Annotated in this window: 22 protein-coding genes and 1 pseudogene; 9 read left to right on the top strand and 14 right to left on the bottom strand. The window is 63.0% G+C overall.

Going from position 1 to position 25,993, the window contains the following annotated elements; translation table 11 throughout:
* Positions 1–56: 56 nt before the first annotated feature.
* The 3 genes and pseudogenes from M5B43_RS22860 to pvdM form a co-directional block, all read right to left on the bottom strand.
* Entirely contained in the window at positions 57–929 is an 873-nt protein-coding gene (locus M5B43_RS22860; protein WP_248752208.1) for a formylglycine-generating enzyme family protein, read from the bottom strand.
* A 31-nt stretch (positions 930–960) separates the two neighbouring features.
* Positions 961–1,104: pseudogene (locus M5B43_RS22855) on the bottom strand (aminotransferase); the annotation flags it as partial.
* A 24-nt stretch (positions 1,105–1,128) separates the two neighbouring features.
* The gene (gene pvdM, locus M5B43_RS22850; protein ID WP_248752207.1) at positions 1,129–2,493 is read right to left on the bottom strand and encodes a pyoverdine-tailoring dipeptidase-like protein PvdM; all 1,365 of its coding nucleotides are present in this window, start codon (positions 2,491–2,493) and stop codon (positions 1,129–1,131) included.
* 142 nt (positions 2,494–2,635) lie between these two features.
* Here pvdM and M5B43_RS22845 point away from each other — a divergent pair, with 142 nt between their 5' ends.
* Positions 2,636–4,270, top strand: a complete 1,635-nt coding sequence (locus tag M5B43_RS22845; protein WP_248752206.1) for a PvdJ/PvdD/PvdP-like protein — start codon at positions 2,636–2,638, stop codon at positions 4,268–4,270.
* A gap of 33 nt (positions 4,271–4,303) precedes the next feature.
* On the opposite strand, the gene M5B43_RS22840 is transcribed toward M5B43_RS22845, so the two are convergent.
* Entirely contained in the window at positions 4,304–4,846 is a 543-nt protein-coding gene (locus M5B43_RS22840; protein ID WP_248752205.1) for an acyl-CoA thioesterase, read from the bottom strand.
* Positions 4,847–4,952: 106 nt separating this feature from the next.
* On the opposite strand from M5B43_RS22840, the gene M5B43_RS22835 reads away from it, so the two are divergent.
* Entirely contained in the window at positions 4,953–5,912 is a 960-nt protein-coding gene (locus M5B43_RS22835) for a GlxA family transcriptional regulator (RefSeq protein WP_248752204.1), read from the top strand.
* Between the two features lie 430 nt (positions 5,913–6,342).
* Here the strand turns inward: M5B43_RS22835 and M5B43_RS22830 are convergent, their stop codons facing one another.
* Positions 6,343–6,690 (bottom strand): hypothetical protein, encoded by a 348-nt coding sequence (locus tag M5B43_RS22830; RefSeq protein WP_248752203.1) that lies wholly within the window; start codon positions 6,688–6,690, stop codon positions 6,343–6,345.
* A gap of 145 nt (positions 6,691–6,835) precedes the next feature.
* A complete protein-coding gene (locus M5B43_RS22825; RefSeq protein WP_248752202.1) occupies positions 6,836–7,558 on the bottom strand; it encodes a pirin family protein in 723 nt (240 codons plus the stop codon).
* A 187-nt stretch (positions 7,559–7,745) separates the two neighbouring features.
* On the opposite strand from M5B43_RS22825, the gene M5B43_RS22820 reads away from it, so the two are divergent.
* Both M5B43_RS22820 and M5B43_RS22815 read left to right on the top strand, forming a co-directional pair.
* Entirely contained in the window at positions 7,746–8,696 is a 951-nt protein-coding gene (locus tag M5B43_RS22820) for a GlxA family transcriptional regulator (RefSeq protein ID WP_248752201.1), read from the top strand.
* Between the two features lie 95 nt (positions 8,697–8,791).
* Positions 8,792–10,300 (top strand): winged helix-turn-helix domain-containing protein, encoded by a 1,509-nt coding sequence (locus tag M5B43_RS22815; protein ID WP_248752200.1) that lies wholly within the window; start codon positions 8,792–8,794, stop codon positions 10,298–10,300.
* Here M5B43_RS22815 and M5B43_RS22810 read toward each other — a convergent pair.
* Both M5B43_RS22810 and M5B43_RS22805 read right to left on the bottom strand, forming a co-directional pair.
* On the bottom strand, positions 10,247–13,018 hold the full coding sequence (locus M5B43_RS22810; protein WP_248752199.1) for a winged helix-turn-helix domain-containing protein: 2,772 nt from the start codon (positions 13,016–13,018) through the stop codon (positions 10,247–10,249). The genes M5B43_RS22815 and M5B43_RS22810 overlap by 54 nt on opposite strands.
* A gap of 58 nt (positions 13,019–13,076) precedes the next feature.
* A complete protein-coding gene (locus M5B43_RS22805; protein WP_248752198.1) occupies positions 13,077–13,475 on the bottom strand; it encodes an AraC family transcriptional regulator in 399 nt (132 codons plus the stop codon).
* Positions 13,476–13,679: 204 nt separating this feature from the next.
* On the opposite strand from M5B43_RS22805, the gene M5B43_RS22800 reads away from it, so the two are divergent.
* From M5B43_RS22800 to M5B43_RS22780, 5 genes are all read left to right on the top strand, one after another.
* Positions 13,680–14,591, top strand: a complete 912-nt coding sequence (locus M5B43_RS22800; protein ID WP_248752197.1) for a LysR family transcriptional regulator — start codon at positions 13,680–13,682, stop codon at positions 14,589–14,591.
* A gap of 139 nt (positions 14,592–14,730) precedes the next feature.
* Positions 14,731–15,321 (top strand): antibiotic biosynthesis monooxygenase, encoded by a 591-nt coding sequence (locus tag M5B43_RS22795; protein ID WP_248752196.1) that lies wholly within the window; start codon positions 14,731–14,733, stop codon positions 15,319–15,321.
* Positions 15,318–17,156, top strand: coding sequence for an amidohydrolase (locus M5B43_RS22790; RefSeq protein ID WP_248752195.1), 1,839 nt, complete (start codon positions 15,318–15,320; stop codon positions 17,154–17,156). Before M5B43_RS22795 ends, M5B43_RS22790 begins: the two co-directional genes overlap by 4 nt.
* 20 nt (positions 17,157–17,176) lie before the next feature.
* Entirely contained in the window at positions 17,177–17,794 is a 618-nt protein-coding gene (gene ycaC / locus M5B43_RS22785) for an isochorismate family cysteine hydrolase YcaC (RefSeq protein WP_248752194.1), read from the top strand.
* Between the two features lie 179 nt (positions 17,795–17,973).
* Positions 17,974–18,861 carry a LysR family transcriptional regulator gene (locus tag M5B43_RS22780; RefSeq protein WP_248752193.1) on the top strand — a complete coding sequence of 296 codons (888 nt, stop codon included), beginning with the start codon at positions 17,974–17,976 and terminating at the stop codon, positions 18,859–18,861.
* Here M5B43_RS22780 and M5B43_RS22775 read toward each other — a convergent pair.
* The 6 genes from M5B43_RS22775 to M5B43_RS22750 form a co-directional block, all read right to left on the bottom strand.
* A complete protein-coding gene (locus tag M5B43_RS22775; protein ID WP_248752192.1) occupies positions 18,858–19,802 on the bottom strand; it encodes a D-isomer specific 2-hydroxyacid dehydrogenase family protein in 945 nt (314 codons plus the stop codon). The two genes, M5B43_RS22780 and M5B43_RS22775, sit on opposite strands and share 4 nt — an antisense overlap.
* Positions 19,799–20,968, bottom strand: a complete 1,170-nt coding sequence (locus tag M5B43_RS22770) for an acyl-CoA dehydrogenase family protein (protein WP_248752191.1) — start codon at positions 20,966–20,968, stop codon at positions 19,799–19,801. The genes M5B43_RS22775 and M5B43_RS22770 overlap by 4 nt, the downstream gene beginning before the upstream one ends.
* 218 nt (positions 20,969–21,186) lie before the next feature.
* The gene (locus tag M5B43_RS22765; protein WP_248752190.1) at positions 21,187–22,527 is read right to left on the bottom strand and encodes an LLM class flavin-dependent oxidoreductase; all 1,341 of its coding nucleotides are present in this window, start codon (positions 22,525–22,527) and stop codon (positions 21,187–21,189) included.
* 14 nt (positions 22,528–22,541) lie between these two features.
* A complete protein-coding gene (locus M5B43_RS22760) occupies positions 22,542–23,516 on the bottom strand; it encodes an ABC transporter substrate-binding protein (protein WP_248752189.1) in 975 nt (324 codons plus the stop codon).
* A gap of 83 nt (positions 23,517–23,599) precedes the next feature.
* The gene (locus tag M5B43_RS22755; protein ID WP_248752188.1) at positions 23,600–25,183 is read right to left on the bottom strand and encodes a rhodanese-related sulfurtransferase; all 1,584 of its coding nucleotides are present in this window, start codon (positions 25,181–25,183) and stop codon (positions 23,600–23,602) included.
* Positions 25,180–25,791: a cysteine dioxygenase gene (locus M5B43_RS22750; protein ID WP_248752187.1), complete on the bottom strand. Its 612-nt coding sequence runs from the start codon at positions 25,789–25,791 to the stop codon at positions 25,180–25,182. Before M5B43_RS22750 ends, M5B43_RS22755 begins: the two co-directional genes overlap by 4 nt.
* Positions 25,792–25,993 lie beyond the last annotated feature (202 nt).

Below are 25,993 nucleotides of genomic sequence, written 5' to 3'. Positions count from 1 at the left end.
GACTGACACTCCCTCATCGGGAGCAAGCCCCCTCCCACATATTGAGCGTGTGTGTTTTAAAGGTCGCGTACTACGCGAAAGCCGATCCAGTCCCCGCGGGTCTGCGGGTAGATGTTGTTGCGATTGCCCGAGCGTGAAAACACCGGGGCTTCACCCCAGTCGTTGCCGCGAATCTGATAAGACTCACAGTTGGGCTCCATCCAGGCGCTGCCGTCGGTGGGTGCGCCGATGTAGTTCGGGTGTTCGCAGTCGGCAACGCGCTCGTACACGTTGCCGTGCATGTCATACAGGCCGAACGCATTCGGCGGGTAGCTGCCCACCGGCGAGGAATAGCTATAGCCATCGGCCGGGCCGTAAGTGTTGGCGTGCTTGGCGATGCTATAGCCCTTGCCTTCGTCGAACGGGAAGGGGAATGGCCCGGTGGTGCCGGCGCGGGCTGCGTATTCGCGCTGGGCTTCGCTGACCATGTGGTACGTGTGCCCGGTCTTTTTCGACAGCCAGCTCACGTACTGCTTGATGTCGTCCATGTCCATGCACACCGCCGGCTGGCGGGGGGCTTGTGGGTAGCGCGGCTTGCTGGCGATGCATTCACGCCCGGGGCGATTGTCGCCGTTGGCGATCTTGACCCCGGTCTGGCGCACGTAGCTGTCCCATTCGCCGGCAGTGATCTGGAAGCGGCTCATGGCGAAGGGCTTGGCGAACGTCACCTCATGCATCGGGCCTTCATCGGGCTCGCGGCCGACTTCGTCTTCCGGGGTGCCCATGGTGAAGGTCCCGGCCGGCAGCACGACCATTTCCGGGCAGTCCTTGCAGTCCTTGAAGACCTTGCCCGGTTGTGGTGTGGCGGCCTGGGCCAGGCCGGGCAGCAGGGCGCCGCACAAGGCCGTCAGCGCCAAAGCGGTCAGGGGGGTGAGTCGGGATGAAGTCATGTGGGCCTCTCGTTCAAAGGAAACAGGGGGGTCACAACCGTTGGCGTAGCAGGGTCATGAAGCGTTGGACCTCATCCGAGCGATTGAGCAGGCCAGGGGAGGTGCGGACCACCGGGTCGACGTCACGGTCTACCGCATCGACCACCACACGGTGGTTCATCAGGCACGCCGGCACGCTTGAGAAATGTACGGCGATTGGTCATGGATTGACTTCTTCACGGTTGGCCAACGGCTTGGCTGCTTTTTGTACCTGTTCCCACACCCGCAGGAAGTTGCCTCCCCACAGCTTGGCGATATCGGCTTCGGAGTAACCGCGCTGGATCAGTTCGGCGGTGACGTTGCGCACTTCGCCGACGTTCTCCCAGCCCTGGAGGCCGCCGCCGTCGTTGAAGTCCGAGGCGATACCGACGTGGTCGATACCGATCTTGCGCACGGTGTAGTCGATGGCGTCTCCCAGGTCCTTGAGGGTGGCCTTGGGTTCTTCTTCGAGAATCGCGTACAGCGCGCTGGCGTATTGGCCGAACCGTTGCTCGGGCCAGGCGGCGATGATGGCATCACCGGGCATCAAGGCCATGGCCAGGTTGGGCAGCGGTGGCAGGTCGAAACGTGCGCGCAGGGCGTTGAGTTTGTCTTGGGTCGGCTGGCTCAAGGGGCGAAGGTAGGCGGGGAAGCCCACCACCTGCACCACGCCGCCGCTGTTCTTGATCAGTTGCAGCTCTTTGTCACTGAGGTTGCGCGGGATATCCACCGAGGCACGCGGGGCCGAGTGGGACGCCACCATGGGCGTGCGGCTCAATTGCGCGACTTGCTCCAGGGCCTTGGTCGACATTTGCGACACATCGATGATCACCCCCAGATCGTTGAGGCGATGCACCGCTTGCTGGCCAATGGGTGACAAGCCCTCGAGGGCATCGGTGGAATCATTGAAAAACGGCAGCGGGCGCGACGAGTCCGACCAGGCGTTATTGCCGATGTAGCTGAAGCCGAACATGCGCATGCCACGCGCGGTCCACAGGTCCAGCTGGTTCAGGTCATTGCCCAGCGGGTAGGCGTTGAGCATGCTGATGAAGATCGTGAACTTGCCTTCGCCATGCAGGCGGCGAAAGTCGTCCGGGGTATAGGCAATGCCCACTTGGTTAGGGAAGTCGCGCACCATGCCGGAGATGATCTTGTAGCGCACCTCCTGTTCATGACGGGCCTCTTCGACAAAACCGTCGGTGGGCTTGTGTGGCGCGCTGGGGCCGTTCCAGATTTCCGGCCAGCCGAAAATGGTCAAGGCTGCCCCCGACAGTCGGCCACGCGCTGCCTTGGCCAGGTCGAACTGGCCGTTGCCATCTTTATCGGCCTCAGCGCCTGCGGTGCCGAAATCCAGCGGCACGGTGATGTGGCTGTCGAACGACAACAGGCGGTCCTGCATTTCATTGGCCTGCTTGATCACCTCCAGCGGGTAGCCGGCAGTACCCTTGAACACGTGATCCCAGACCTGAAAGCCAGCCCCGGCGCCGATGGCCAGTGCCAGCGGCAGGCCGATATACAGCGCTTTTTTCGAACGTGGTGTTGTCATTGCCATCTCAGTCAGTTGCGGCCTTTGCTATCAGGGTGGAACGAGCGATGGCGGGGGAAATTTAGGCGGCGGCGCGGGGGCGGTAAATTTCGTTGCCCTGCAAACGTTCTAGCTCTGATCAAGCAGTTTCCTAAGGTAGACAATGACAATCACTCGACGTGGGTTCATCGCAGGCTTGGCGCTGACCGGCGCGGCGGTGCCGGCGGCTTTTTATGCCCATCGCGAGTTGACGCGGGAAGAAGCCTTCCCCATCACCCCCGGCGAAGCCACGGTCGACCTGGCCGACACCCAAGGCCAGCATCTGGCGAACACCTTGCGCGGTGTCTGGCGCCTGCGCCTGGAGGGGGGTGATGCCGGCCTCAAGGGCCTGCCGCTGCAAGGCTTGGAGCTGTTGCTCGACATCGCTCCGCGTGGGCGTGGCCTGCGCGGTTACCTGGACACGGCCGACAACCTGCGGGCCGAGGGTGAACCGCGCTACCGCGTATTGGGCGATTTATTGACGGGCGAGGGCGCCGTGCTCTATTGGCGGTTGATCGACCGCGATGCGGTGGCTGGCGAGCCCGCCTATGAATTCAAGATGACCCTCGATGAAGTCTGGGCCGACTTCGGTAACGCCGGCAGCGGCACGCTCAGCGGGCAGATCCTTGACCTCGGGCGCCCCTTGGCATTGGCTGAGCGGGACAACCGTTTTATCGCCCACAAACAGCTGTTCCCCGAAGCCCGCCAGCGCATCGGCCTCAACCCGCCGTTGCTGGCCTGGCTGATCTCGCCTGAACACCGCCTGTTTCATCAGCTATGGCACGCCACCCGTGACCAATGGCACAAGCTCTCCGAAGAAAAACGTGACGCCCTGCGCGGCCTGGGCTGGCAACCCGGCCCCCGTGGCCAGGAGCGCGACGCCCGAGGCAAGCGCAAGGACCGTAACGGCTCGGGCATCGACTTTTTCTTCATGCATCGTCATATGCTCGGCACCGCGCGCTCCATGCAGGACTTGCCGTCATGGCCGCAGTTTCCCGAGCCCCAGCCGGCCCTGGAACGGGATCGCTCGGGCTTTGTGCGTTACTTCGATAACCACGATGGCTTCGCGCTGCCGCCGGCCTGGTCGGCTCCGGATGACGCTGACTACACCCAGTGGGTCGGCGACATCAAGGCGGCCGAGACTTACCACAGCAACTTCCAGGTATGGGAATCCCACTACCGCGACCCACGCTACCTTGCCAAGTTGAGCTTGGGCCAGTTGGGCTCGGAGATGGAGCTGGGCCTGCATGACTGGTTGCACATGCGCTGGGCCTCAGTGCCTCGTGACCCCTCCAACGGCGCCCCGGTGCCGTTTGCCCGCGACCCCGCAGACTTTGCGGCGCGTTGGTACGCGCCCGAGAACGACTTCCTCGGCGATCCGTTTTCGTCCCACGTGAACCCGGTGTTCTGGCACTTCCACGGCTGGATCGATGACCGTATCGAAGACTGGTTCCGCGCCCACGAACGCTTCAACCCGGGGCAGGTACGGCGCCTGGAGGTCAACGGTGTAGCGTGGTTTGCCCAGGGCCGTTGGGTTGAAATCGATGACCCTTGGCTAGGCCCCGACACCCACGGTTGCAGCACGACACCCGGGCTGCAAAAGGGGCGCTCGATGGAGATGGACCCGGAGATCATGAAGCTGGCGCTGCGTATCACTTTTGGCGCCGATGAAGAACGGCTCAAGGGCTGGTTCAAACGTGTACCGCAGCGGCCGTGGTATGCGCGGCACTTGAAGGTCAAGCGCGAGGCGCAAGGGTAGGATAAACACCGCATTGGCGGCGAAATGGCGCTCTCAAACCTGCTCTTCGCTTCGCAGCTGCACACTCATGTCATCACAGCTGCGCGCCCAGTCGTTCAGCCATTGCGGCATCGGCGGCGAGGTTTCATCCAAACCCAGTTCGTGCAGAAAATCCGCCGGGGGCAGGGTGCCCTTGGCGGAGCGGAACAGCCCGCGCATCACCACCACGCCGACCACCCGGCCCTTGCTGACAAAACGGTGCTCCATCAGGCTCCACTTGTGGTCCCAACCCAGTATGCGGGTGTGCACCTCGAACACTTCGAACAGCTTCAACTCCCGCCGAAACTTGCCCCAGGTATCGCCCACGATCGGCAACGCTTTCTTGCGCAGGGCCACGCGAAAAGCGCCAGTGCGCAATACAAAATCCATTCGCGCAATATCTGCCAGGGAGAAATACCGGCCATTGGTGACATGTCGGTTGATATCCAGATCCAGCGGCCAGACCCGCATGCGCACCACCGTGGTGGCCAGGCCATGGACCGGTTTGCGCCATGGGCGACGGGACAGCATGTGCAGCAATCGAAACCAGAGATTCATAAAAACGCCAGGCAGTTGATCAATGGCAGCACTGTAAAGGGCAGGAATCGGCTAAGGTAGGTGCACAAATGACTTATTACATGCGAAAAGCGCAAACAGGTATCCGATGCACATTACCTTGCTCCTGGCTGATCGATGTTCCGCCGCCAGCGCCACCCTGGCGTTGGAAATGCTCACGGCTGCCAACCTGTTTGCCGATAGCCCACCTTTCGAAATAGCGTTGGCGTCCCTGGACGGTCAGGCGGTGGAGGCGTGGGGCGGGCAGCGCTTGCAGGTGGACTGCGCCACGGCGCAGATCGCGCAGACCGACCTGGTGTTGGTCCCCGGGTTTCTGTTTACCTTGAAAGACGCGTTGCCGGCGTTTGCCGCATATGGTCCCTGGCTGCGTGAACAGCATGCCCGTGGCGCGGTGCTGGCCTCGATGTGCACGGCGGCCTTTCTGTTGGCCGAGACCGGGATGCTGCATGGCTTGCGCGCTACGACGCACTGGGCGTTTGCCGAGCTTTTCCGGCGGCGCTACCCACAGGTCAGCGTGGAGGACACGCAGATCCTCTGCGAAGAAAACCGCGTGATCACCTGCGGCGGTGCCACGGCGGCGATGGATTTGATGTTGCACCTGATCCGTCGTTTTGGTTCACCGGAACTGGCGCAGACCTGCAGCAAATACCTGCTGATCGACAAGGTGCGTACGGAGCAATCGGTGTACGCCATGTGGTCGTTGCCCAAGAGCCATGGCGACGGTGAGATCCTGCGGGTGCAGCACTGGCTGGAGCAGCACTTTGCCCAGGCGCTGGTGATCGATGAAGTGGCCCAGCGCTTTGGTTTTGGCGTGCGCAATTTCAAGCGGCGCTTCAAGGACGCCACCGGTTATACGCCGATTGCCTACCTGCAGACCCTGCGCCTGGAGCGGGCCAAGCAGATGCTCGAATCGACGCGCATGACCCTCGACAGCATCACCTACGCGGTGGGCTACGAGGACAGCAATTCGTTTCGCCGCCTGTTCCAGCAACGGGTGGGGATGTTACCGGCGGCGTATCGCAAGAAATTCCTGATGGTTCAGGGATAAAGATGACCGTCGCTGCGTAAGTTGGAGCCTGGGTCCCTAACGGATGCCCCACGATCCAAATGTGGGGCTTGCCTGCGCTGGCCATAGGTATCTACACAATTACCGTCGAACGCAAAATCTGTGACAAGCCCGCTCACCCCAGGGGAATATGACTGCCTTCAAAAGTTGTGTAGATACCTATGCTGCGATGTCGGCCTGACAGCCGACCAAGCTGTTTGATCAGACCGAGTACATATCCATTATTTAGGTAACGGCCACTTAGGGATCCGCTCTTACAGCGGGTCACTTTTGGAGGGACCGGAATGCCGGCCCAGCCAAAAGTAACCAAAAGGTCCTCGCGTTACAAAGCTGCGTCGATCCCGATGCAAATCGCAGACAAAAAAAACCGGCTGATCAGGCCGGTTTGGGGTGTCCCGCCAACAACGCGGGGTTATACGTGGGTGCTCAGCAGACGCTCGGCACCGCCTTCGGCCAGGCCACGTTCCTGCAAGCGATCGGCACCGCCTTCAGCCAGGCCACGTTCTTGCAAGCGATCGGCACCGCCTTCAGCCAGGCCACGTTCTTGCAAGCGATCGGCACCGCCTTCAGCCAGGCCACGTTCCTGCAAGCGATCGGCACCGCCTTCAGCCAGGCCACGTTCCTGCAAGCGATCAGCACCGCCTTCGGCCACACGGCTTTCCATCAGGCGATCCGCGCCGCCTTCAGCGACAACCGGGTGGGCAAAAGCGTTGGCTGCGAGTACCGAGAAAGCGAGGCTAAGCAAGAGTTGGCGTTTCATGAGAGTGTGCTCCGAGTGTTTTAGTAGGGTGCCGCCGGGTATGGAGTTGATGTTACGCGTTGGGTTTTTTAAGAGAACTTCATTGCGCTGATGGTGACTATCGACGCCAGCGATGGCCCGTTTCACCGGGCCATCCTTCGGGGCGTCATGGCATCTGCGGCAGTTCCTGCGGGCGCAGGTCGAACACCAGCACCTCGGCGTCCTCGCCATGGCTCAGGTGAATCTGGCGCTCGTTACGCACGCGGGCACCATCGCCTTCCTGCAAGCGTTGGCCATTGATCTCAATGCTGCCCCGCGCCACATGGATGTAGGCGTGGCGGTCCGGCGGCAGCTCCAGGTGTGCACTTTCGTTGCCGTTGAACAGCCCGGCATACACCCGTGCATCCTGGCGAACATTGAGCGAGCCCTCGGCGCCGTCCGGCGAGATGATCAACTGCAGGCGCCCGCGTTTCTGCGCCTCGCTGAAGTGCTCCTGCTGATAGCGCGGCGTTGCGCCGACTTCATTGGGCACGATCCAGATCTGCAGGAAGTGCACGCCGCGGTCCTGGCTGTGGTTGAACTCGCTGTGGGCCACGCCACTGCCGGCACTCATCAATTGCACGTCGCCGGGGCGAATCACCGAACCGGTGCCCAGGGTGTCCTTGTGTTCCAGGGCGCCTTCGAGCACATAGGAGAAAATTTCCATGTCGCGGTGTGGGTGCTGGCCGAACCCCTTGCCGGCGGCCACGCGGTCATCGTTGATCACCAACAGGTCGGAAAAACCCTGCTCCTTGGGGTTCCAGTAGTTGGCAAATGAGAAGGTATGGAACGACTTCAACCAACCGTGATTGGCGGCGCCGCGTTCGGAAGCTTTGCGAAGGGTCAGCATGGTCCAGTCCTCAAGTGAGCGCGGGCTGCGAGATGCAGGGCGCTTGCGTGAGAAAAAGATTAATGGTTATCAGGATATTCATTAAGAAGGTGAAAATTGAATAACTGTCTCTCTCAGGTGGACATTGATAGGCGTGCCATCGTGCCATAATGCTCGCCGCATTCCTGTTCGATGGATATCCCCGCTTATGAAAACCGTGGCCATGGCGCTGTTCCCGGACTTCCTGCTGCTCGACATGGCCGGGCCGCTGGAAGTGTTTTCGATTGCCAACCGCTACCTGCCGGCAGCCGAGCACTATCAGATCCTCACCATCGGCACTGAGCCCGGTCCGTTGCGGGCCTCCAATGGCGTGAGGGTGCAGACTGACCTGTTGCTGGAGCAGGCCCAGGCCGCCTATGACCTGCTGCTGGTGCCGGGCGGCCCGGGTGCTTATAACGAATGCCATCCCGCGCTGCTGCCCTGGCTCAAAGCAGCCGCGCCACGGTCTCGGCGTTTCGGCTCGATCTGCACCGGTGCTTTTGTGCTAGGCCATGCAGGCTTGCTCGACGGCCACCGCGTCACCACCCACTGGCATTACACCGAGCGTTTGATCAAGGCGTTCCCCAACGCCATTGTGGAGACCGATCGCATCTACTTGCAGGACGGGCGCCTGATCACCTCGGGCGGCGTCACCGCCGGTATCGATCTGGCCCTCTCGGTTGTCGCCCAGGACCATGGCAAGCAAGTGGCCGTGGACGTGGCCAAGGTGCTGCTGGTGGTGATGAAGCGCCAGGGCGGCCAGGCCCAGTTCAGCCCGATGACCGCTGCCGTGGCGCCCCAGGAAACCGCGATCACCCGCGTGCAGAACCACGTGCTGGCGCATCTGGATCAACCCTTTACGATCGAGTCCATGGCCGCACTGGCGGGCATGAGTGCACGGCATTTTGCGCGACTGTTCGCCAAGGACGTGCAGATGACGCCCATGGCTTTCCTGCAAGGCGCACGCATCGACCGCGCCCGGCAACTGTTGGAAACCACCGACCTGCCGCTCAAGACCGTGGCTTTCCACTCAGGCTTCGGCAGCGTGCGGCACATGCGCTTTCTGTTCAGTGAAAAGCTCGGCCTGAACCCCACCCAATACCGACAACAGTTCAGTTAACGACGCCATGTCCGTCTGGGGCACTCGATTGTCCGTATCGCTCCCCGTGCCGGCATTGTCCTGTCATCGGTAGCTGGCAAGATAGCGCCGAGCCCATGGAAAAGGATGCGCAGGCACTCAAGCACGGGTGTTTCAGCGCGGTTACGGACATGCATAATTGTGCGGCGGTGAGCTTCGGCCCCTACACCTTTCATCGACAACAACGCCTGGTCAGCAAGTCGGGCCTGCCGGTGGCGCTCGGTGGGCGCGCCCTGGATATCCTTGCGGTATTGCTCGAAGTACCTGGGCAGTTCATCAGCAAGGCAGTCTTGATCGAGCGGGTCTGGCCCAACAGCGTCGTCGAGGACAATAACCTGCGCGTGCACATCGCCGCATTGCGCCGTGCCCTCGACGGGCCACGCCTGATCCTCAATCACCCCCAGCGTGGTTACTGTTTCGTCGCACCCTTGCAAGCCACGCAGCCGACGCTGCTGCCCCGCCATAACCTGGCGGCGCGGCTCAGCCCGGTATGCGGTCGCGATGAACTGGTGGGCATGCTGGTACGGCGCTTGTCCGGGCAGCCGCTGTTGACGCTTACCGGGGTGGCCGGCATCGGCAAAAGTACGTTGGCCCTGGCCTTGGCCGAGCGCGTGCTACCACGCTATCGCGACGGGGTGTGGTGGGTCGATCTGACCCGCGTGCACGCCCCACACGCACTGCTCGGCAGCCTGGCCACGGTATTGCAACTGGATACCTGCCAGAGCCTGGATGCACTGTGCCGCCAATTGGCCTCGCGTCAGTTGCTGTTGGTGCTCGAGGGTGCCGATCTGCTGTTGGGCGCATGTCGCAAGCTCGTGCATGCATTACGCGAACGAGCCCCCGGGGTCAGCGTGCTGATCAGCAGCCGCGAAGCCTTGCTGGCCCCTGGCGAATGGGTGGTGCGCGTGCCGCAGCTGAGCGTGCCGTCACCATCAGCGTTAAGCAGTGTCGAGCAGGCAATGGCTTCTCCAGCGGTGCAGCTGTTTGTCACTCGGGTGCGTGCCAGTCAGCAGGGTTTTGTAGTACGCCACCAGGACCTTGCAGCACTGCGCGATATTTGTCGGCGCCTGGACGGTATCCCGTTGGCCCTTGAACTGGCGGCCGCCCAAGTCAATGCGTTGGGCATCGGCGGTGTGCAGAGGCAATTGCGCTCGGGCTTGCAGGTGCTGGCCCATGGTCGTCGCACGGCGGTGGAACATCATCGATCGCTGACCGCTGCCCTGGATTGGAGCTACGCACGCCTGAGCCTGCCGGAGTGCTGGCTGTTCCTGCAGTTGGGTTTGTTCAAGATGGCGGTGACCTTGCCGACCTTGAGCGCGCTGGTGAGCGGGACGGAGCTTGAGCACGCCGACCTGGCCTATCTGTTGGCGCGCCTGGTCAATGTCTCGCTGCTGACCGTCGAGCCCGGCCTGGGCTCGCAGCATCGCTATCGCTTGCTCAACTGCGTGCGCAGCTACGCCCTGGCGCAACTGCGTGACCCGCGTCAGGTCGAGCGTTTACAGCAGGGCTACAAGCACTGCGTGGGTGCGTTTTCAGGCCGGCCGTTTGTCCTGCAACTGGTCGAGCAGGCGGCGTACTCGGACTAGGTCCTGGGTGGCGAAGCCTTCGGTGAATCGCCCATAGACTGAACCCAGCAGGTCCCTGGCTGCCTGTGTGCGCCCTTGCGGGTGCCACAGCTGTGCCAGGGACGCCGCACAACGCAGCTCCCAGGCCAGGGCGCCTTGCTGGTGCGCCAGGGTCAGGGCCTGCAGCAGCAGTGTTTCAGCGGCGTGCACATCGCCCTGCTGCAGCCACTGCCCGGCGCGTACCCGCAGGATCTCCGGCGCACACCAACCGGCAGCGCCACTGCGCGCGCGCGCGAAGGCTGACTCATCCACTTTGTTGACGCCCAGTGTGATCAGGATGTCTTCGATCAGCCCCAGGCCCTGCAAATCCTGGTGGCCGAGGATACCGGCGTAATGCCCGGCCCAGGTCTGGAACAGCTGCGCCGAATGCTTGTGCGACTGCTCCAGCAGTAGCCTTTGCAGGCGCTGTGCATCGTCTTCGGCACCGTTGTAGCGGGCGATCACCACCCCGGCCAGGGCCAGGGTGTAGCAGGCCGACGTACCATGGTTGATCTGCAGGGCCAGTTCCAGCGCCTGGCTGGCGGTGCGCCAGGCGCGATCGGGAAAACCCTGCAACCACAGGATCCGCGCCAGCAGGGTCAATGATGCGACGCTTTGATCGTATTGCACGCCGACGCCGTGGGCGAACCGGTTCACATGGCCGCTTTGGCTCATGCGCTGCAGCACTTGCTCGGCAGTGCGTCGAGCGAGAGCCTGGTTCCCCGTGAAATGCTGGGCCAGCGCACGTAATCGCTGGGCACTCAGATCCAGCAACGGCTCGGTGCGCGGGTCGAGGCGTTCAAACTGCGCGCTCTGTTGCAATGCTTGAGCATAGCGCCCGGCACACAGGTTCACGGCCATATGCCCGGAGACCGCACGCAACTGCCCGGCAAGGTCGTGGCAGGCGATGGCCAGGCGTTCGGCACTGACAAAGGCCGCAATGGTGCGGGGCGCAGCGCCCAGGGCGTGGTAGGAGAGGCTGCCCAGGGCCAATTGCAGTTGCAGCGTCAATTGGATGCTGGGGGTGTTGACCTGGCCTATCAGCGCCAATGCCTTGTCCACATAGCCGCCGTGTTCACGCAGCAATGACAATTCCTGCCACAGGGGCATAGCGCTGACCGTCAGGCGGATGGCCAGCAAGTGCCCGCGGTCATCGGCAAAACCCCAGTCGAGTGCGGCGCGCACGTCTTCGCGCAGCGGCGCATAACGGTCGAGCCAAGGCTGCGTGGCAAGCTGTTCCCAGTCGGCCTGGGCCTGTTCCATCAGCGCCAGGCAGCGGGCCGCGTGGCGCTCTCGCGTGGCTGGCAACTCGGCGGCGAGGCTGAGCTTTTCCAGGGCGTAGGTGCGGGTGATATCCAGCAGGCGGTACACCATCTCGTCATCACCGGCTTCCACATTCAACAACGACTTGGCCACCAATTGGGTGATGGAGCCCAGCACTTCGGCGGGGGCGATTGTTTCCCCGGCGATCACCGCCGCCGCACTGGCCAGACTGAAGCCTGTGCGAAAGACCGCGAGGCGACGCAGGCAGATTTTTTCGCACTCGGTGAGCAGGTCAAAGCTCCAGTCGAGGGTCGCCCGCAGGGTTTGCTGGCGGGGCAGGGCGCTACGCCGCCCGCGGGTCAGCAGGCGGAAGTTGTCTTCCATCTGTACCAGCAGCCCCTGCAAGCCGAAGCGCTCGATTTGCGCGGCCACCAGTTCGATCGCCAGGGGAATGCCGTCCAGGCGCTGGCAGATATCAATTGCCAGGGGGAGTTCGGCTTCGCTGAGGGCAAAGCTGTCCAGATGGGACATGGCCCGCTCGATCAGCAATTGCATGGCCGGGTAGCCCAGGGCCTGGGCACGGTTACCGGTGGCGGGCGGGCAGGCCAGCGGCTCGAGGCGTTGTACAGACTCACCGTCGGCACGCAGCGCTTCGCGGCTGGTGGCGAGGATGTGCAGGTGCGGCGCATGACGCAACAGGGTTTCGCTGATCAGGGCGATGTCGTCGAGCAAGTGCTCGCAGTTATCGATCACCAGCAGCATCTGGCGTGCCTGCAGGCCACGGGCGAAGCTGTCCAGCGGCGCATTTGCGTCAGGTGTCAGGTCGAGCAGGGTGGCGAGATTGGGCAGGATCATCGAGGCTGCGCTGAGCGGCGCCAGGTCCAGCAGATGAATACCGTCGCGGTAATGCCCGATCAATAACTCGGCGACGCGCAGGGCGACGGTGGTCTTGCCGATGCCACCGGCGCCGGTCAAGGTGATGAAGCGCTGTTGCGGCAGTTGCTGCACCAGGGCGTCGATCAGGGCCTGGCGGCCGATCATGCGCGTGCGCCGCAACGGCAGGTTATGGCGCGGGCGTTGGGGCATGCCGTCGGTGGGGAGCGTCATCGGTTCGATGCTCAGTGGCGCAACAAAACTGTAGCCGCGCTGGGCGACGGTGATGATGTAGCGCTGCCCGGCCTGGCCATCCCCCAGTGCCTTGCGCAAGGCCGCCATGTGCACCCGCAGATTGCCGTCTTCCACCACGCTTTTGGGCCAGACCCGCGCGATCAGCTCCTGCTTGCTCACCACATTGCCGGCGTGCTCCAGCAAGATCAGCAGAATATCCACCGCGCGCCGTCCCAGGCGCAGAGGGCGACCGGCCTCCAGCACCAAGCGTTGGCGCGGGTGGATGCGGTAGGGGCCGAAGTGCACGGCCTGGTCGCTCAAGTCGGTCATGGCTGCCCAGGTTCTGTAGTCAGGGATGGGCCAGCATATTCCAGGTGCGTGAAGACCACTAGGCGGCGATCACGTCGGGCTTGCGGCGCGACTGGTGGTTTCGCCAGGTCATCGGGTTCACGCCTTCGCTGCGTGTGAACATATGGCAGAAGTGCGCCTGGTCACAGAAACCACATTCCAGGCTGATTTGCGTGAGGCTCAAGGACGAACCGGTGATCAGCTCCTTGGCGCGCTGGATGCGTTGCTGGCGAATCCATTCCTGAGGCGACAGCCCGGTGGTGCATTTGAATGCGCGGGAAAAATGGCTGCGCGACAAGGCGCAGGCTTGGGCCAGGTCGGCGATGGCCAGGCTTTCGCCGAGGTTGGCGAGGATCAATTGCTTGGCGATTCGCTCGCGCCGGGGGCACAGGCCGCCGGTGGTGGACAAATGCGGGGTGTATTGCTCGAGTCGGGCCATGACAGATATCCGTAGTCGAGGGGAGCGTTCCCGGTGGATGGGTGCAGTGTAGATGCCTCCATTCTTGGCGCCGGACCGCCGGCCTGACGAGTTAATCGTTGTTAATTTCGCCAGCTGTGGAGCTGAAAAAGACAGCACGGGCATGCAAGCGCAGGCGTCCCGGGCATGCTTCCCTGGCCGTCTGGAAACTGTTTGGAAACCGCCATGAACCGCAACGACCTGCGCCGCGTCGACATGAACCTGCTGGTGATTTTCGAAGCGTTGATGTTCGAAAAAAACCTGACCCGGGTCGCCGAAAAACTCTTTATGGGCCAACCGGCGGTGAGCGCCGCGTTGGGCCGCCTGCGCGACTTGTTCGACGACCCATTGCTGCTGCGCAACGGCCGCGGCATGGAACCCACGCCCCGTGCGGTGGCGATACTCAAGGAGCTGCAACCGGCCATGGACACCATCTCGGGCGCCGTCAGCCGCGCCAAGGATTTCGACCCTTCGAGCAGCTGCGCGGTCTTTCGCATCGGCCTGTCCGATGACGCCGAGTTCGGGCTGTTTCCGGCGTTGCTCAGCCAACTGCGCGAAGAGGCACCGGGCATCATCGTGGTCGTGCGCCGGGCCAATTACCTGTTGATGTCGGCACTGCTGGCCAGCGGTGAGATTTCTGTGGGGGTCAGCTACACCACCGAACTGCCGGCCAATGCCAAGCGCAAGAAGCTGCGGGACATCCCTTGCAAGGTACTGCGCGGCGATGACGGCGTGGCGCCGCTGACCCTGGATGACTACTGCGCCAGGCCCCATGCGATGGTGTCGTTTTCAGGGGACTTGAGCGGCAATATCGACCTGGACCTGGCGCGTATCGGCCGCTCGCGAAGGGTGGTGCTGGCCGTGCCGCAGTTCAGCGGGTTGCGCGCATTGCTGGCGGGCACGCAGATTATCGCCACCGTACCGGATTACGCGGCGTGCGCCTTGACCGAGGGTACCCGCTTGCGCGCAGAAGACCCGCCGTTTGCGATTGACGCGGCGGAGCTGTCGATGGTGTGGAGTGGTGTGCATGACAACGACCCGGCGGAGCGCTGGTTGAGGACGCGGATTGCGGAGCATATGGCGGCGTCAAGCGGTTAATGAACATGTGGGAGGGGGCTTGCCCCCTTACACATACTCACTCTCCAAGAAGCCCAAACAGCACATACATCCAATTTCCCGCGCCCCCAGCCCGGCAAACTCACCCCATCGCTCAATCCTGCGGGGGAGTCACCCAACCATGGACCCAACACCCAAAACCGGCCCAGACGAAGTCGTCACCCTGGTCGTCAAGCACCGGGTCAAGCCTGGCCGCGAAACCGAGTATGAAGCCTGGCTACGCCGCATCGTGCGTATCGCCGGCGAACGCCCCGGCCATCTGGGCGTCGACGTGGTGCGCAGCCAGCAGAACGGCATGGCGCTGTTCACCTGTGTATTGCGCTATCGCTCCACCGCCGCCCTGGAATTGTGGCTCGACTCCCCCCAGCGCCAGGCCCTGATCGACGAAGCCGCGCCGATGCTGGCGGACGGCGACCAGACTGAAATCGGCGCCGTCAATGAGTTCTGGTTCGCGCCCCAGGCCGACGGCGCTGCCCAGCCGCCGCGCTGGAAGCAGGCGGTGGTCAGCCTGTGTGTGATTCTGCCGCAGACCTTGCTCCTGCCGTTCATCTGGGGGCCGATCCTGCGCTTGCACCCGTTGCTGTCCAACTACGTGGTCTCCACCTTTCTGGTCACCCTGACCATCGTGCTGCTGGTGGTCTACCTGCTGATGCCGGCGGCCACCCGCCTGTTCGCTCCCTGGCTTCAAGCCTCTGTAAAGGAAACCCTATGAACGCCGATCTGATTCTGTTCAATGGCCAGTTCCACACCGTGGACCGCGAAAACCCACGCGCCACCGCCGTTGCCATCCGCGATGGGCGCTTCGTCGCTGTCGGCACCGACGGCGAGGCCATGGCCCTGCGCGGCAGCGGCACCCAGGTCATCGACCTCAAGGGCCGCACCGTGATACCGGGCCTCAACGACTCGCACCTGCACCTGATCCGTGGCGGGCTCAATTACAACCTTGAACTGCGCTGGGAGGGCGTACCTTCCCTGGCCGATGCCTTGCGCATGCTCAAGGACCAGGCCGACCGCACGCCCACGCCGCAATGGGTGCGCGTGGTCGGTGGCTGGAACGAATTCCAGTTTGCCGAAAAACGCATGCCTACCCTTGAGGAACTTAACCAGGCCGCGCCGGACACCCCGGTGTTTGTGCTGCACCTGTACGACCGTGCCTTGCTCAACCGTGCGGCGCTGCGGGTGGCCGGCTACACCAAGGACACGCCGAACCCGCCGGGTGGCGAGATCGTGCGTGACAGCCATGGCAACCCCACCGGCATGCTGGTGGCGCGGCCCAACGCGATGATTCTGTATTCGACCTTGGCCAAAGGCCCGAAACTGCCCTTGGAATACCAGGTCAACTCCACCCGCCAATTCATGCGTGAACTCAATCGCCTGGGCCTGACCAGCGCCATCGATGCCGGTGGCGGTTTCCAGAATTATCCTGATGACTACGCAGTGATCGAGCAGTTGGCCAAGGACGAGCAACTGACGGTGCGCATCGCCTACAACCTGTTCACCCAGAAGCCCAAGGAAGAACTCAGCGACTTCAAGAACTGGACCGGCAGCGTCACCCTGCATCAGGGCGATGACTATCTGCGTCACAACGGCGCGGGCGAGATGCTGGTGTTTTCGGCGGCGGATTTCGAAGACTTCCTCGAACCACGCCCGGACCTGCCCCTGACCATGGAACAGGAGCTGGAGCCGGTGGTGCGCCACTTGGTGGAGCAACGCTGGCCGTTCCGCCTGCACGCCACTTATAACGAATCCATTTCGCGCATGCTCGATGTGTTCGAGAAGGTCGACCGCGACATTCCGTTCAACGGCCTGCCCTGGTTTTTCGACCACGCCGAAACCATCACCCCGAAGAACATCGAACGCGTGCGCGCCCTCGGCGGTGGCATTGCGATCCAGGACCGCATGGCGTTCCAGGGGGAATACTTTGTCGAGCGCTACGGCGCCAAGGCCGCCGAAGCCACGCCGCCGATCAAGCGCATGCTCGCCGAAGGCGTGCCGGTGGGGGCAGGTACCGATGCCACGCGGGTCTCCAGCTACAACCCCTGGACTTCGTTGTACTGGATGGTCAGCGGCCGCACCGTCGGCGGTCTGGAGCTGCACGCCGAGGGTCTGCCACGTCTCACCGCATTGGAATTGTTCACCCACGGCAGCGCCTGGTTCTCGTCCGAGCAGGGCAAGAAAGGCCAGATCAAGGTCGGCCAACTGGCGGATGTCGCCGCGTTGTCGGCGGACTTCTTCAGTGTCGACGAAGAAGCCATCAAGTGGATCGAGTCGGTGCTGACCGTGGTCGGTGGCAAGGTCGTATACGGCGCGGGTGACTTCGAGGATTTCGCCCCGCCACGCCTACCGGTACTGCCGGACTGGTCCCCGGTGGCCAAGGTGCCGGGGCATTGGCGCCCGGCCTCGCCATTGCAGGCTCAGGTGCACCAGTGCAGCGGCCCGTGCGGCGTGCATGCCCACAGCCATGAAAAAGCCCGTTTTTCCAGCGTGCCGGTCAGCGACTTCCAGGGTTTCTGGGGCGCGTTCGGCTGCTCGTGTTTTGCCTTCTAACCCCCCAAAGGAACAACTCCATGACTTACAAGCGCTTGAACAAAGACGACGCCGTCGTACTGTTGGTGGATCACCAGACTGGCTTGATCTCCTTGGTGCAGGATTTTTCACCGAACGAATTCAAGAACAACGTGCTGGCCTTGGCCGATGTGGCGAAGTTTTTCAATTTGCCGACCATCCTCACCACCAGCTTCGAAAGCGGCCCCAACGGCCCATTGGTGCCCGAGCTGAAAGAGCTGTTCCCGGACGCGCCGTATATCCCGCGCCCCGGCCAGATCAACGCGTGGGACAACGAAGATTTCGTCAAGGCGGTCAAGGCGACCGGTCGCAAGCAGATCATCATTGCCGGCGTGGTAACGGATGTGTGCGTAGCGTTCCCAACCCTGTGTGCCCTGGCCGAAGGCTTCGAGGTGTTCGTGGTGACCGACGCGTCCGGTACCTTCAATGAAACCGTGCAACAAGCTGCCTGGGCGCGCATGACCGCCGCCGGTGCTCAATTGGTGAACTGGTTCTCGGTGGCCTGCGAGCTGCAGGTTGACTGGCGCAACGACATGGAAGGCCTGGCCAACCTGCTGTCGCCGCGCATTCCCAACTACCGCAACCTGATGAACAGCTACTCGGCATTCACGGCCAAATAAGCTGATTTCACCGATGTAGGTAATCCCTGTGGGAGGGGGCTTGCTCCCGATTGCAGTGTGTCAGTCTCACGATCGTTGACTGATGCACCGCGATCGGGAGCAAGCCCCCTCCCACAATGGGTTTGTGGTGTGCGCGCTAACTCGCTATAAATCAGAAAAATGTCCATCGAGAAGCGACAATGAACCCCTTTGAAGACATGCGCCTGTTCTGCCAGGTCATGGAATCCGGCAGTTTCACCGCCGCCGCCGAGCAATTGGGCCTGTCCAAGCAATTTGTCAGCCGACGCCTGATCCAACTGGAAGAGCGCCTCGGCGTACGCCTGCTCAACCGTTCCACCCGTCGCCTGGATGTCACGCCGCTGGGCCAGAGTTACTACGAGTCCGCCTTGCGCCTGCTCAGCGAGGTGGAGCAAGTGGAGCAGGGTATCGCCGGCCAGAACAGCGAGCCGCGTGGCACGATTCGTCTCAGTGCGCCGTTGTCATTCGCCATGGCTCACCTGGGCTGCCTGTTGCCGCAGTTCCTGCAACTTCATCCGCAGGTATCGGTGGAGGTCGACCTGAGCGACCGCCCCGTGGACCTGATCGGTGAGGGCTACGACCTGGTGTTGCGCATTGGCACATTGGAAGACTCCACCCTGATCGCTCGGCACATCGCCAGCGTCCAGCGCGTGTACTGCGCCAGCCCCGACTACCTGGCCCGGCGTGGGACACCGTTGAAGCCTGAGGATCTGGCCCAGCACGACTGCCTGCCCTACGGCCACGGTCGCCAAGTGCAATGGCGCTTCCAGACCAGGGGCAAGCTGCACGCGCTGAATGTCAGTGGGCGCATGCGCGTCAATAACGGCGAGCTGCTGCGCGACACGGCCATCGCCGGTCTTGGCGTGACGTACTTGCCGACCTTCATCGTTGCCGATGCCTTGAAAGACGGGCGCCTGGTCACCGTGCTGGACACGTTCGCCCCCCAAGCCCTGACCTTGTCGGCGGTGTACCCGCAACACCGGCAGAGCTCGCGGCCGGTGCAGGCGTTGGTAGCGTTTTTGCGCGAACGCCTGGCCGGCGGTTGTTAGTTGGCGCGGTTGTCGAGCGCCAGACCACCCACATAACGCTGCAGATTAGCCAGGAATGTCTCGGCAATCTCCTGCTTGCTGTTCGTCGAAATCGCCGAGGTATGGGGGGACAACCGCACCCGTGGGTGATGGTAGAGCGGGTGCCCATCCGGCAAGGGCTCGGGCTCGGTCACGTCCAGGGAGGCCAGGCCGACCTGGCCGTTGTCCAACGCCTCCAGCAAGGCCGCCTGATCGAGCAAGCCACCGCGCGCGATGTTGATCAGGTGCAGGCCCGGCTTGGCGCTGCCCAGCACACCCCGATCAACGATATGCCGCGTGGCTTCGGTCAGTGGCGCGGCCAGCACCACGTGGTCGGCGCGGGCAAACAAGTCGCGGATATCCCGTGCGGCGGTTACACCGTCCACCTCGAACGGTGCGTGGCTTTGGCGCAGCGCAACCACGTGGATCCCCAATGCCTGGGCCTTTTGCGCGAGGCTTCGGCCGATTGCACCAAAGCCGAAGAGGCCCAGCGTAGTGCCCTTGAGCGGGCGCAGCGCAGTGAACTGCCACTGCGCGTCATTGACCCAGATCTGCGGCAACTGCTTGGACGCGGCAAAGATCGCCGCCAAAGCGAACTCGGCCAGGTTGTCGGCGGCACTGCCCCGGGAGGTGGTGACCGGTGGCCCGTTGAAAAGCCACTGCGGGTAGAAGTCGACGCCCGATGACACCAGGTGCACCCATTGCGCACCGTACGGCCAGCCCGGTGGCGGGGTGTCCGGTGCGGTGTAGCCGCGCACGTTGATCGGGCGCAGCAGCAGGATATTGGCCTGGGGTGGCAGGTCGCTTGGTACGCCGACGGGAACGCCGATCACCTGGGCGTCGGGGTGGGTCAAGGCGAGGCGCTCGCGGATCACAGCGTTGTAATCTTCGTCCAACTGGCTGGCGATAATCAGCTGACTCATGTGCGTTCCTTCTGGCGTTGGGCGAAGACGGCTTTGCCGACGCCTTGCAGCACCGCGTCGTTCTGTGGGGTGTGGACGCGACTGCACAGCACATCGCGGTAGTGGCGTTGCAGCGGGCTATGCCGTGACAAGCCGGGGTTGCCCGAGGCTTCGATGGCCAGCTCGACCGCGCGGATCGCGTTGCCGGTCACCAGGTACTTCAACTGCGCCGCGTTGGCGCTTGGCGTATGGCCTTCAGCGGCGGCATCGAGCAGGCTGCGGTTGGCAAACAGCAGGGTGTCGATATGGCCGACGGTTTCCTGGAACCGTGGCAAGCTGGCCAGGGCCGCGCCCAGGTTGGACGGCTTGCGCGTTTCCAGCCAGTTCACCAGCCAGTCCCGCGCGGCCTGGGCCACGGCGTCATACACCGACGACAGCAGCACCGCCATCCACAGGAGTCCATCGCCATCCAGTTCCGGTTGCGGCGCACTCCAGGGGCTGACGCTGACGGCGTGGTCCAGCGGCACCAGCACGTTGTCGAACACCACTTCATGGCTGCAGGTGGCACGCATGCCCAAGTGGTCCCACGTGTCGATGATGCTCACGCCGGGGCTGTCCTTGGGCACCAGCCAGGCGCCCACCAGTGGGTCGGCGTCATCGCTGCGCGCCCAGACGCTGAACCAGCTCAGGCCATGGCTGCCGGTGGAGTAGAGCTTGCGCCCGCTGATACGCCAGCCTTCAGTGGTACGCACGGCGGTGGTCGCCGGCAGGCCGCCACGGGCGGGCGTGCCCAGGTCCGGTTCGACGCGCAGGGCGTTGATCAGTGCGCCACGGCGCACCGCGTCTTCGGCCACGCGTACGCGCAGGTGCACCGGCCAGGTCTTGCTGTCTTGCAGGCGTGTGTGTTGCAGGTATTGCATCACCAGGATCAGCGCCGTGGAAGGCTCGCCCTTGGCAATCGCGCTGATCGCCTTGCGCGCCTGGAGCAGGCTGGCACCGCCGCCGCCCAGCGCCTTGGGCACGGTGAGGGCGACCAGGCCGTGGTCGTGCAGCAGTTTGAAGTTGGCGTGGGGGAAGGCACCGCTGTCGTCGTACAGGTGAGCGGTGCTGGCCAACTCAGCGCTGAGGCGCTCGAGCAGGACGTCGAAGTCGACAACTTCCACAGCGCGTAGGGACGAATGAGTCATAAGTACGTACTCGGTCAAAAGTGTGGCAGGGGGCTTGCTCCCGATGGCGGTGGTTCAGCCACCTATGTATTCACTGACACGCCCTCATCGGGAGATCGGTATCTACACAATTACCGTCGAGCGCAAAGCCGGTGACAACTCGCCACAGGGGAATATGACGGCCTTCAAACGTTGTGTAGATACCTGTGCAGCCTCCTCCCACAGGGGAGGGCGTTCATTCAGGCCAGGGCCTTTTCGGGGGCTTCGATCACGCTGTAGCGGTTCGCGGGCACGTCCAGCCCGAGGTTGTCGCGCAGGGTGTGCCCGCTGTATTCGCTGCGAAACAGCCCGCGCTGTTGAAGCACCGGCACCACCCGCTCGGTGAAGTACTGCAAGCCATCGGGCAGCACCGAATTAATGATGAAACCATCGCTGGCGCCGGTCTCGAACCAGGTCTGAGTCGCGTCGGCGACTTGCTCCGGGGTGCCGACAAAATCCCGCTTGGGCCGCGAGAAACGCAAGGCCACTTCGCGCAGGGTCAAGCCTTCGTCCCTGGCCAGTTGCTTGATGCGCTCGGAGCCGCCTTTCTGGCTGTTGGAGCCCAGGTCACCGAGCTCGGGGAACGGCGCATCCAGCGGGTATTGGCTGAAATCATGGTCATTGAATGGGCGGCCGAGCGCGACGATGGCGTCTTCCACGGTGACCAGCGCCACCGCTTGCTGGTAGCGGCTTTCCACTTCGGCTGCATCCCGGCCGACAATCGGGCGGATGCCCGGCAAGATCGACAAGCTGTCGGCATCCCGGCCAAACCCTTTGGCACGGCGCTTCAAGTCGGCGCGGTAAGTTTTGGCTTCTTCAATGTTCTCGACATGCACGAAGATCGCATCGGCGTGTTCAGCCGCGAAGTTACGCCCGTCTTCCGAGGTGCCGGCCTGGAAAATCGCCGGTTGGCCCTGGCGCGAACGCGCAATGTTGAGCGGGCCTTTCACCGAGAAGAATTCGCCCTTGTGGTTCAACGCATGCAGCTTCTCGGGGGTGAAGAACTCGCCGCTTTGCTTGTCATAGGCAAAGGCGTCGTCTTCCCAGGAATCCCACAGGCCCTTGACCACATTCAGGTGTTCCTTGGCGATGCGGTAACGCACGGCATGGGGCGGGTGCTCGGCCTTGCCGAAGTTGTCGGCGGTGCCGCTGAGCCACGAAGTGACCACGTTCCAGCCGGCGCGGCCGCCGCTGATATGGTCCAGCGACGCGAATTGGCGCGCCACCTGATAGGGCTCGGTGTAGCTGACGGTCACGGTGGCGACCAAGCCGATATGGGTGGTCAGCGCGGCCAGGGCCGAGAGGATTGTCAGCGGTTCAAAACGGTTGAGGTAATGCGGGCTGGATTTGGCGTGGATATGCAGGCTGTCGGCGATAAACACGAAGTCGAACCGGGCCGCTTCGGCCAGTTGAGTCTGCTGCTTGTAGAAACCGAAATTCGTACTGGCGTTGGGTTGCGCCTGCGGGTGGCGCCATTCGCCCCAGCCGTGGCCGACACCGTGGACCATGGCGCCGAGTTTCAATTGACGTGGCTTGCTCATGTGCTGCTCCTTGCTTAGCGCGATGCTTGGGACGTTGGAAAACGCTGGGCGTTAAAGCTCTTGTCGAACCCCTGGGATACGTCGATGTGCTTGGGCAGCAGACCCTCGTGCTGATAGGTGTCGGCGGTGGCTTGCAGGCCACTGATCACGCTGTCGTCAATGTTGACGGGGGACAGGTGGGTTTCCTTGGCGACTTCCACATGCACCGCCAATGGCAAACCGGTGATCTTGGCCTGGGCGGCGGCGTATTCATTGGGATGCACGTTGGCCCAGGCATAGGCGCGATCCACACGTGCGACAAAGTCGTCCAGCTGCGGGCGTTTGTCGGCGATTGCCTGGCCGGTGGCCGCGAAGTACAGGTGATTGCTCAGCAGTTGATTGCCGCTGATCAGCACGCGGGCCTGGCTTTGGGACGTGACCACGGTGGTGTAGGGGTCCCAGGTTGCCCAGGCGTCGACGGTGCCGTTATCCAACACCAGGCGCGACTCGCTGGGCAGCAGGAAAATGAACTGCACATCCTGGGTGGTCAGCCCGGCGCTGGCCAGGGCCTTGATCGCCAGGTAATGGCCGATGGAACCGCGCCCGGTGACGATTTTCTTGCCCTTGAGGTCGGCTACGGTCTTGATCGACGAATCCTTGGGCACCAGCAGCGCGGTGGTGTTGCGCCCTTCGGCATGGATGATGCTGACCACCTTGAGCGACGCACCGGCGCCGAGGGCGAACACATAAGGGGCATCACCCAGTGCACCGATATCCACGGCGCCGGCATTCAAGGCTTCGCCCAGGGGCGAGGCGGAGGGGAACTCCGACCACTGGATCTGGTAGGGCACATTCCGGGTTTCGCCGGCGGCTTCCAGCAGCGCCTTGATCGTGGACTTTTGATTGGCGACCCGCAGCGGTTGCAGGTCGGCCGCGTGGGCGCTGGTGGCCAGGCCAAGCGCCAAGGCGGTGCCCAGGAGCAGGCGTTTAAACAAGTGGGTGTGCAGCATGGGGGTGAACTCCAGGCGTTGGGTAATGGGGATACCTCCGCCTGGAGAAGGGGGCGGATTTCCAGAAAACGTGTGGCTGTGGATCAGATCACGTAGAAACCGTGGGTGCCGTCGCGGGCCAGTTGCTCGACCAGGCCGAACTCCCAATCCAGGTAAGCCTGCATGGCTTCCCGAGGGTTGTCGGTGCCTTCGTAGGGGCGGCGGTAGCGGTCGATACGCGGTGAGGCCAGGTGGGTTTCACCTGCTTGCAGTGGCAACTGCGCGTTGATCCAGCTGGCCGTGCCGTCTTGCAGCAGGAACACCTGCTTGCCGGTCAGGGCTTCGACTTCGGCCACCGCCAGGCGCGCCAATTGGCTGCTGCCGCAGGTCAATACGTAGCGCTGTGCGTTCGGCACCTTGGCCAAGGCTTGGGGCAACTGCGCGCGCAGGGCCCACCAGGCTCCGGGGATATGGCGTTTCACGTAGTTGGCGCTGGCAGTGAAGTCCAGCACCACGGTATCGCCATGGTCCAGCCATTGCGCAAGGGTATGCGGGCTGATCAGTTCGGCCTGGGGCGGGGCGGGGGCCGGTGCAACCCACGCGCCCCGCTCGCTGAAGTGTGCCGGTTGCAGGTCATCCAGCACATGCACCTCCCAACCCAGTTGGGCCAGCCAGGAGGCCGACATGTTGGCACGTACGCCGTCGTCATCGGCCAGTACCAGCCGCGCGCCGCGCACGCTGGCGACGTGGTCGGTTTCCTGCACCAGTTGCCCGCCCGGTGTGGAGCGTGCGCCGGGCAGGTGGCCGGCCTCGAATTCTTCCGGGGTGCGCACGTCGAACAGGTAAGTGGTGCGCGTCGGTGCCTGTTGCCAGCGGTGCAGGTCGCTGAGCGTTGCGCGGCCGACGCGGGCCGTGTCCGCCACCCGGCGTGCAGCTTCGGCGGCAACCTGGCGATGCTCCTCCGGCGTGGGCGCAAATCGCCGTGCTTGGCTATGGGCGAGTGTCTGCCCGGCCAAGGTCCAACCGATAGTGCCGTTGCGCAGGGCCGCCACGGGGTTAGCCACGCCGGCATTGATCAACGACTGGGTGCCGATAATGCTGCGGGTGCGCCCGGCACAGTTGACGATGATGCGGGTAGCCGGGTCGGGCGCGAGTTCACGGGCGCGCAGCACCAGCTCGGCACCGGGCACGCTGATACTGGTGGGGATGCTCATGGTCTGGTATTCGTCGAAGCGACGGGCGTCGAGCACCACCACATCGGCCTGGTTGTCGAGCAGGGCTTGCACGTCTTCAGCGGCCAGGGACGGGGTGTGGCGCTCGCTCTCCACCAGCTCGCCAAACGCCTTGCTCGGTACGTTCACATCAATAAACAGCTCGCCACCCGCCTGGTGCCAACCGCGCAGCCCACCGTCCAGCAGGCTGACCTGGGTGTAGCCCAGCGCAACCAGGCGCTCGGCGGCACGCTTGGCCAGCCCTTCACCGTTGTCGTACACGGTGACCTGGGTATCGCGGCGTGGAATGCGCGAATACACCTCCAGCTCCAGCTTGGACAGCGGGATGTTCGCGGCAAACAACGGGTGGGATTCGGCAAACGGCCCTTCTTCACGCACGTCGATCAGCGCGACTTCTTCACGGTCCAGCAGGGCCTGGCGAATCTGGGCAAAGCTGCGGTTCGATACGGTGGTCATAGGGCAGGGCTCTTTTCTTTGGACACATCCCAGATGTTCGGGAGGTAGGCGTTGGAATAACCGGAAATAAACAGCTTCTCGCTGCCGTCGGGTTGATACACCGCGCGGCGTACCGCACCGATATTGGCGCCGTACACATGAATGCTGATCGACACCTGGTCGCTGTGGGCATTGTTGACCTGATGGATGTCACCGACCTTGGGCGACACCACTTCGACCTGGCCCGGGAGCAGTTGGATGGGCGTGCCTTCGGCTACCAGCCTGCCATCGGGCGCGCGCTCAAAGCCTTGGGAAAACTCCGAACCGCGCAACATGCCGATCAAGCCCCACACCCGATGGTCATGAATCGGCGTGCTTTGCCCTGGCCCCCACACGAAGCTGACGATGCTGAAACGCTGACGCGAATCGGCATGCAGCAAAAATTGCTGGTAGCGCTCGGGGTCGGGTTGGGCGTATTCGTCGGGCAGCCAATCATCATGGCTGACCAGTTGCGCCAGTAGCTTACCGCCACGGTGCAGCAGGTCGCCTTCGCGAGGGTTGCCATCGATCAATTCCGCCAGGGCACCTATGAAGGCTCTTAGTCGCTCGGGGTGTCGGGCCTGGGTCATGACCATTCCATCGTCAGGGGGATGCGACCATATAAGCATAATGTTTGCAGTTAATATTCTATTTTTTAATGATTAACCTATAGCTGAAAGTAATATAGAACCTGTCTGAATAGCGTTAGACGTTATCGATCGCAGCCTGGGCTATCCAGACCGGGTTCCGACAACTATGCTTGGCACACATCTTAATGACGCTTCTCTATGT

Source organism: Pseudomonas sp. MWU15-20650, assembly GCF_023242475.1.
GTDB lineage: Bacteria > Pseudomonadota > Gammaproteobacteria > Pseudomonadales > Pseudomonadaceae > Aquipseudomonas.
Note: the sequence above shows the minus strand (reverse complement) of the source record. Positions and strands in the feature narration are given on the sequence as shown.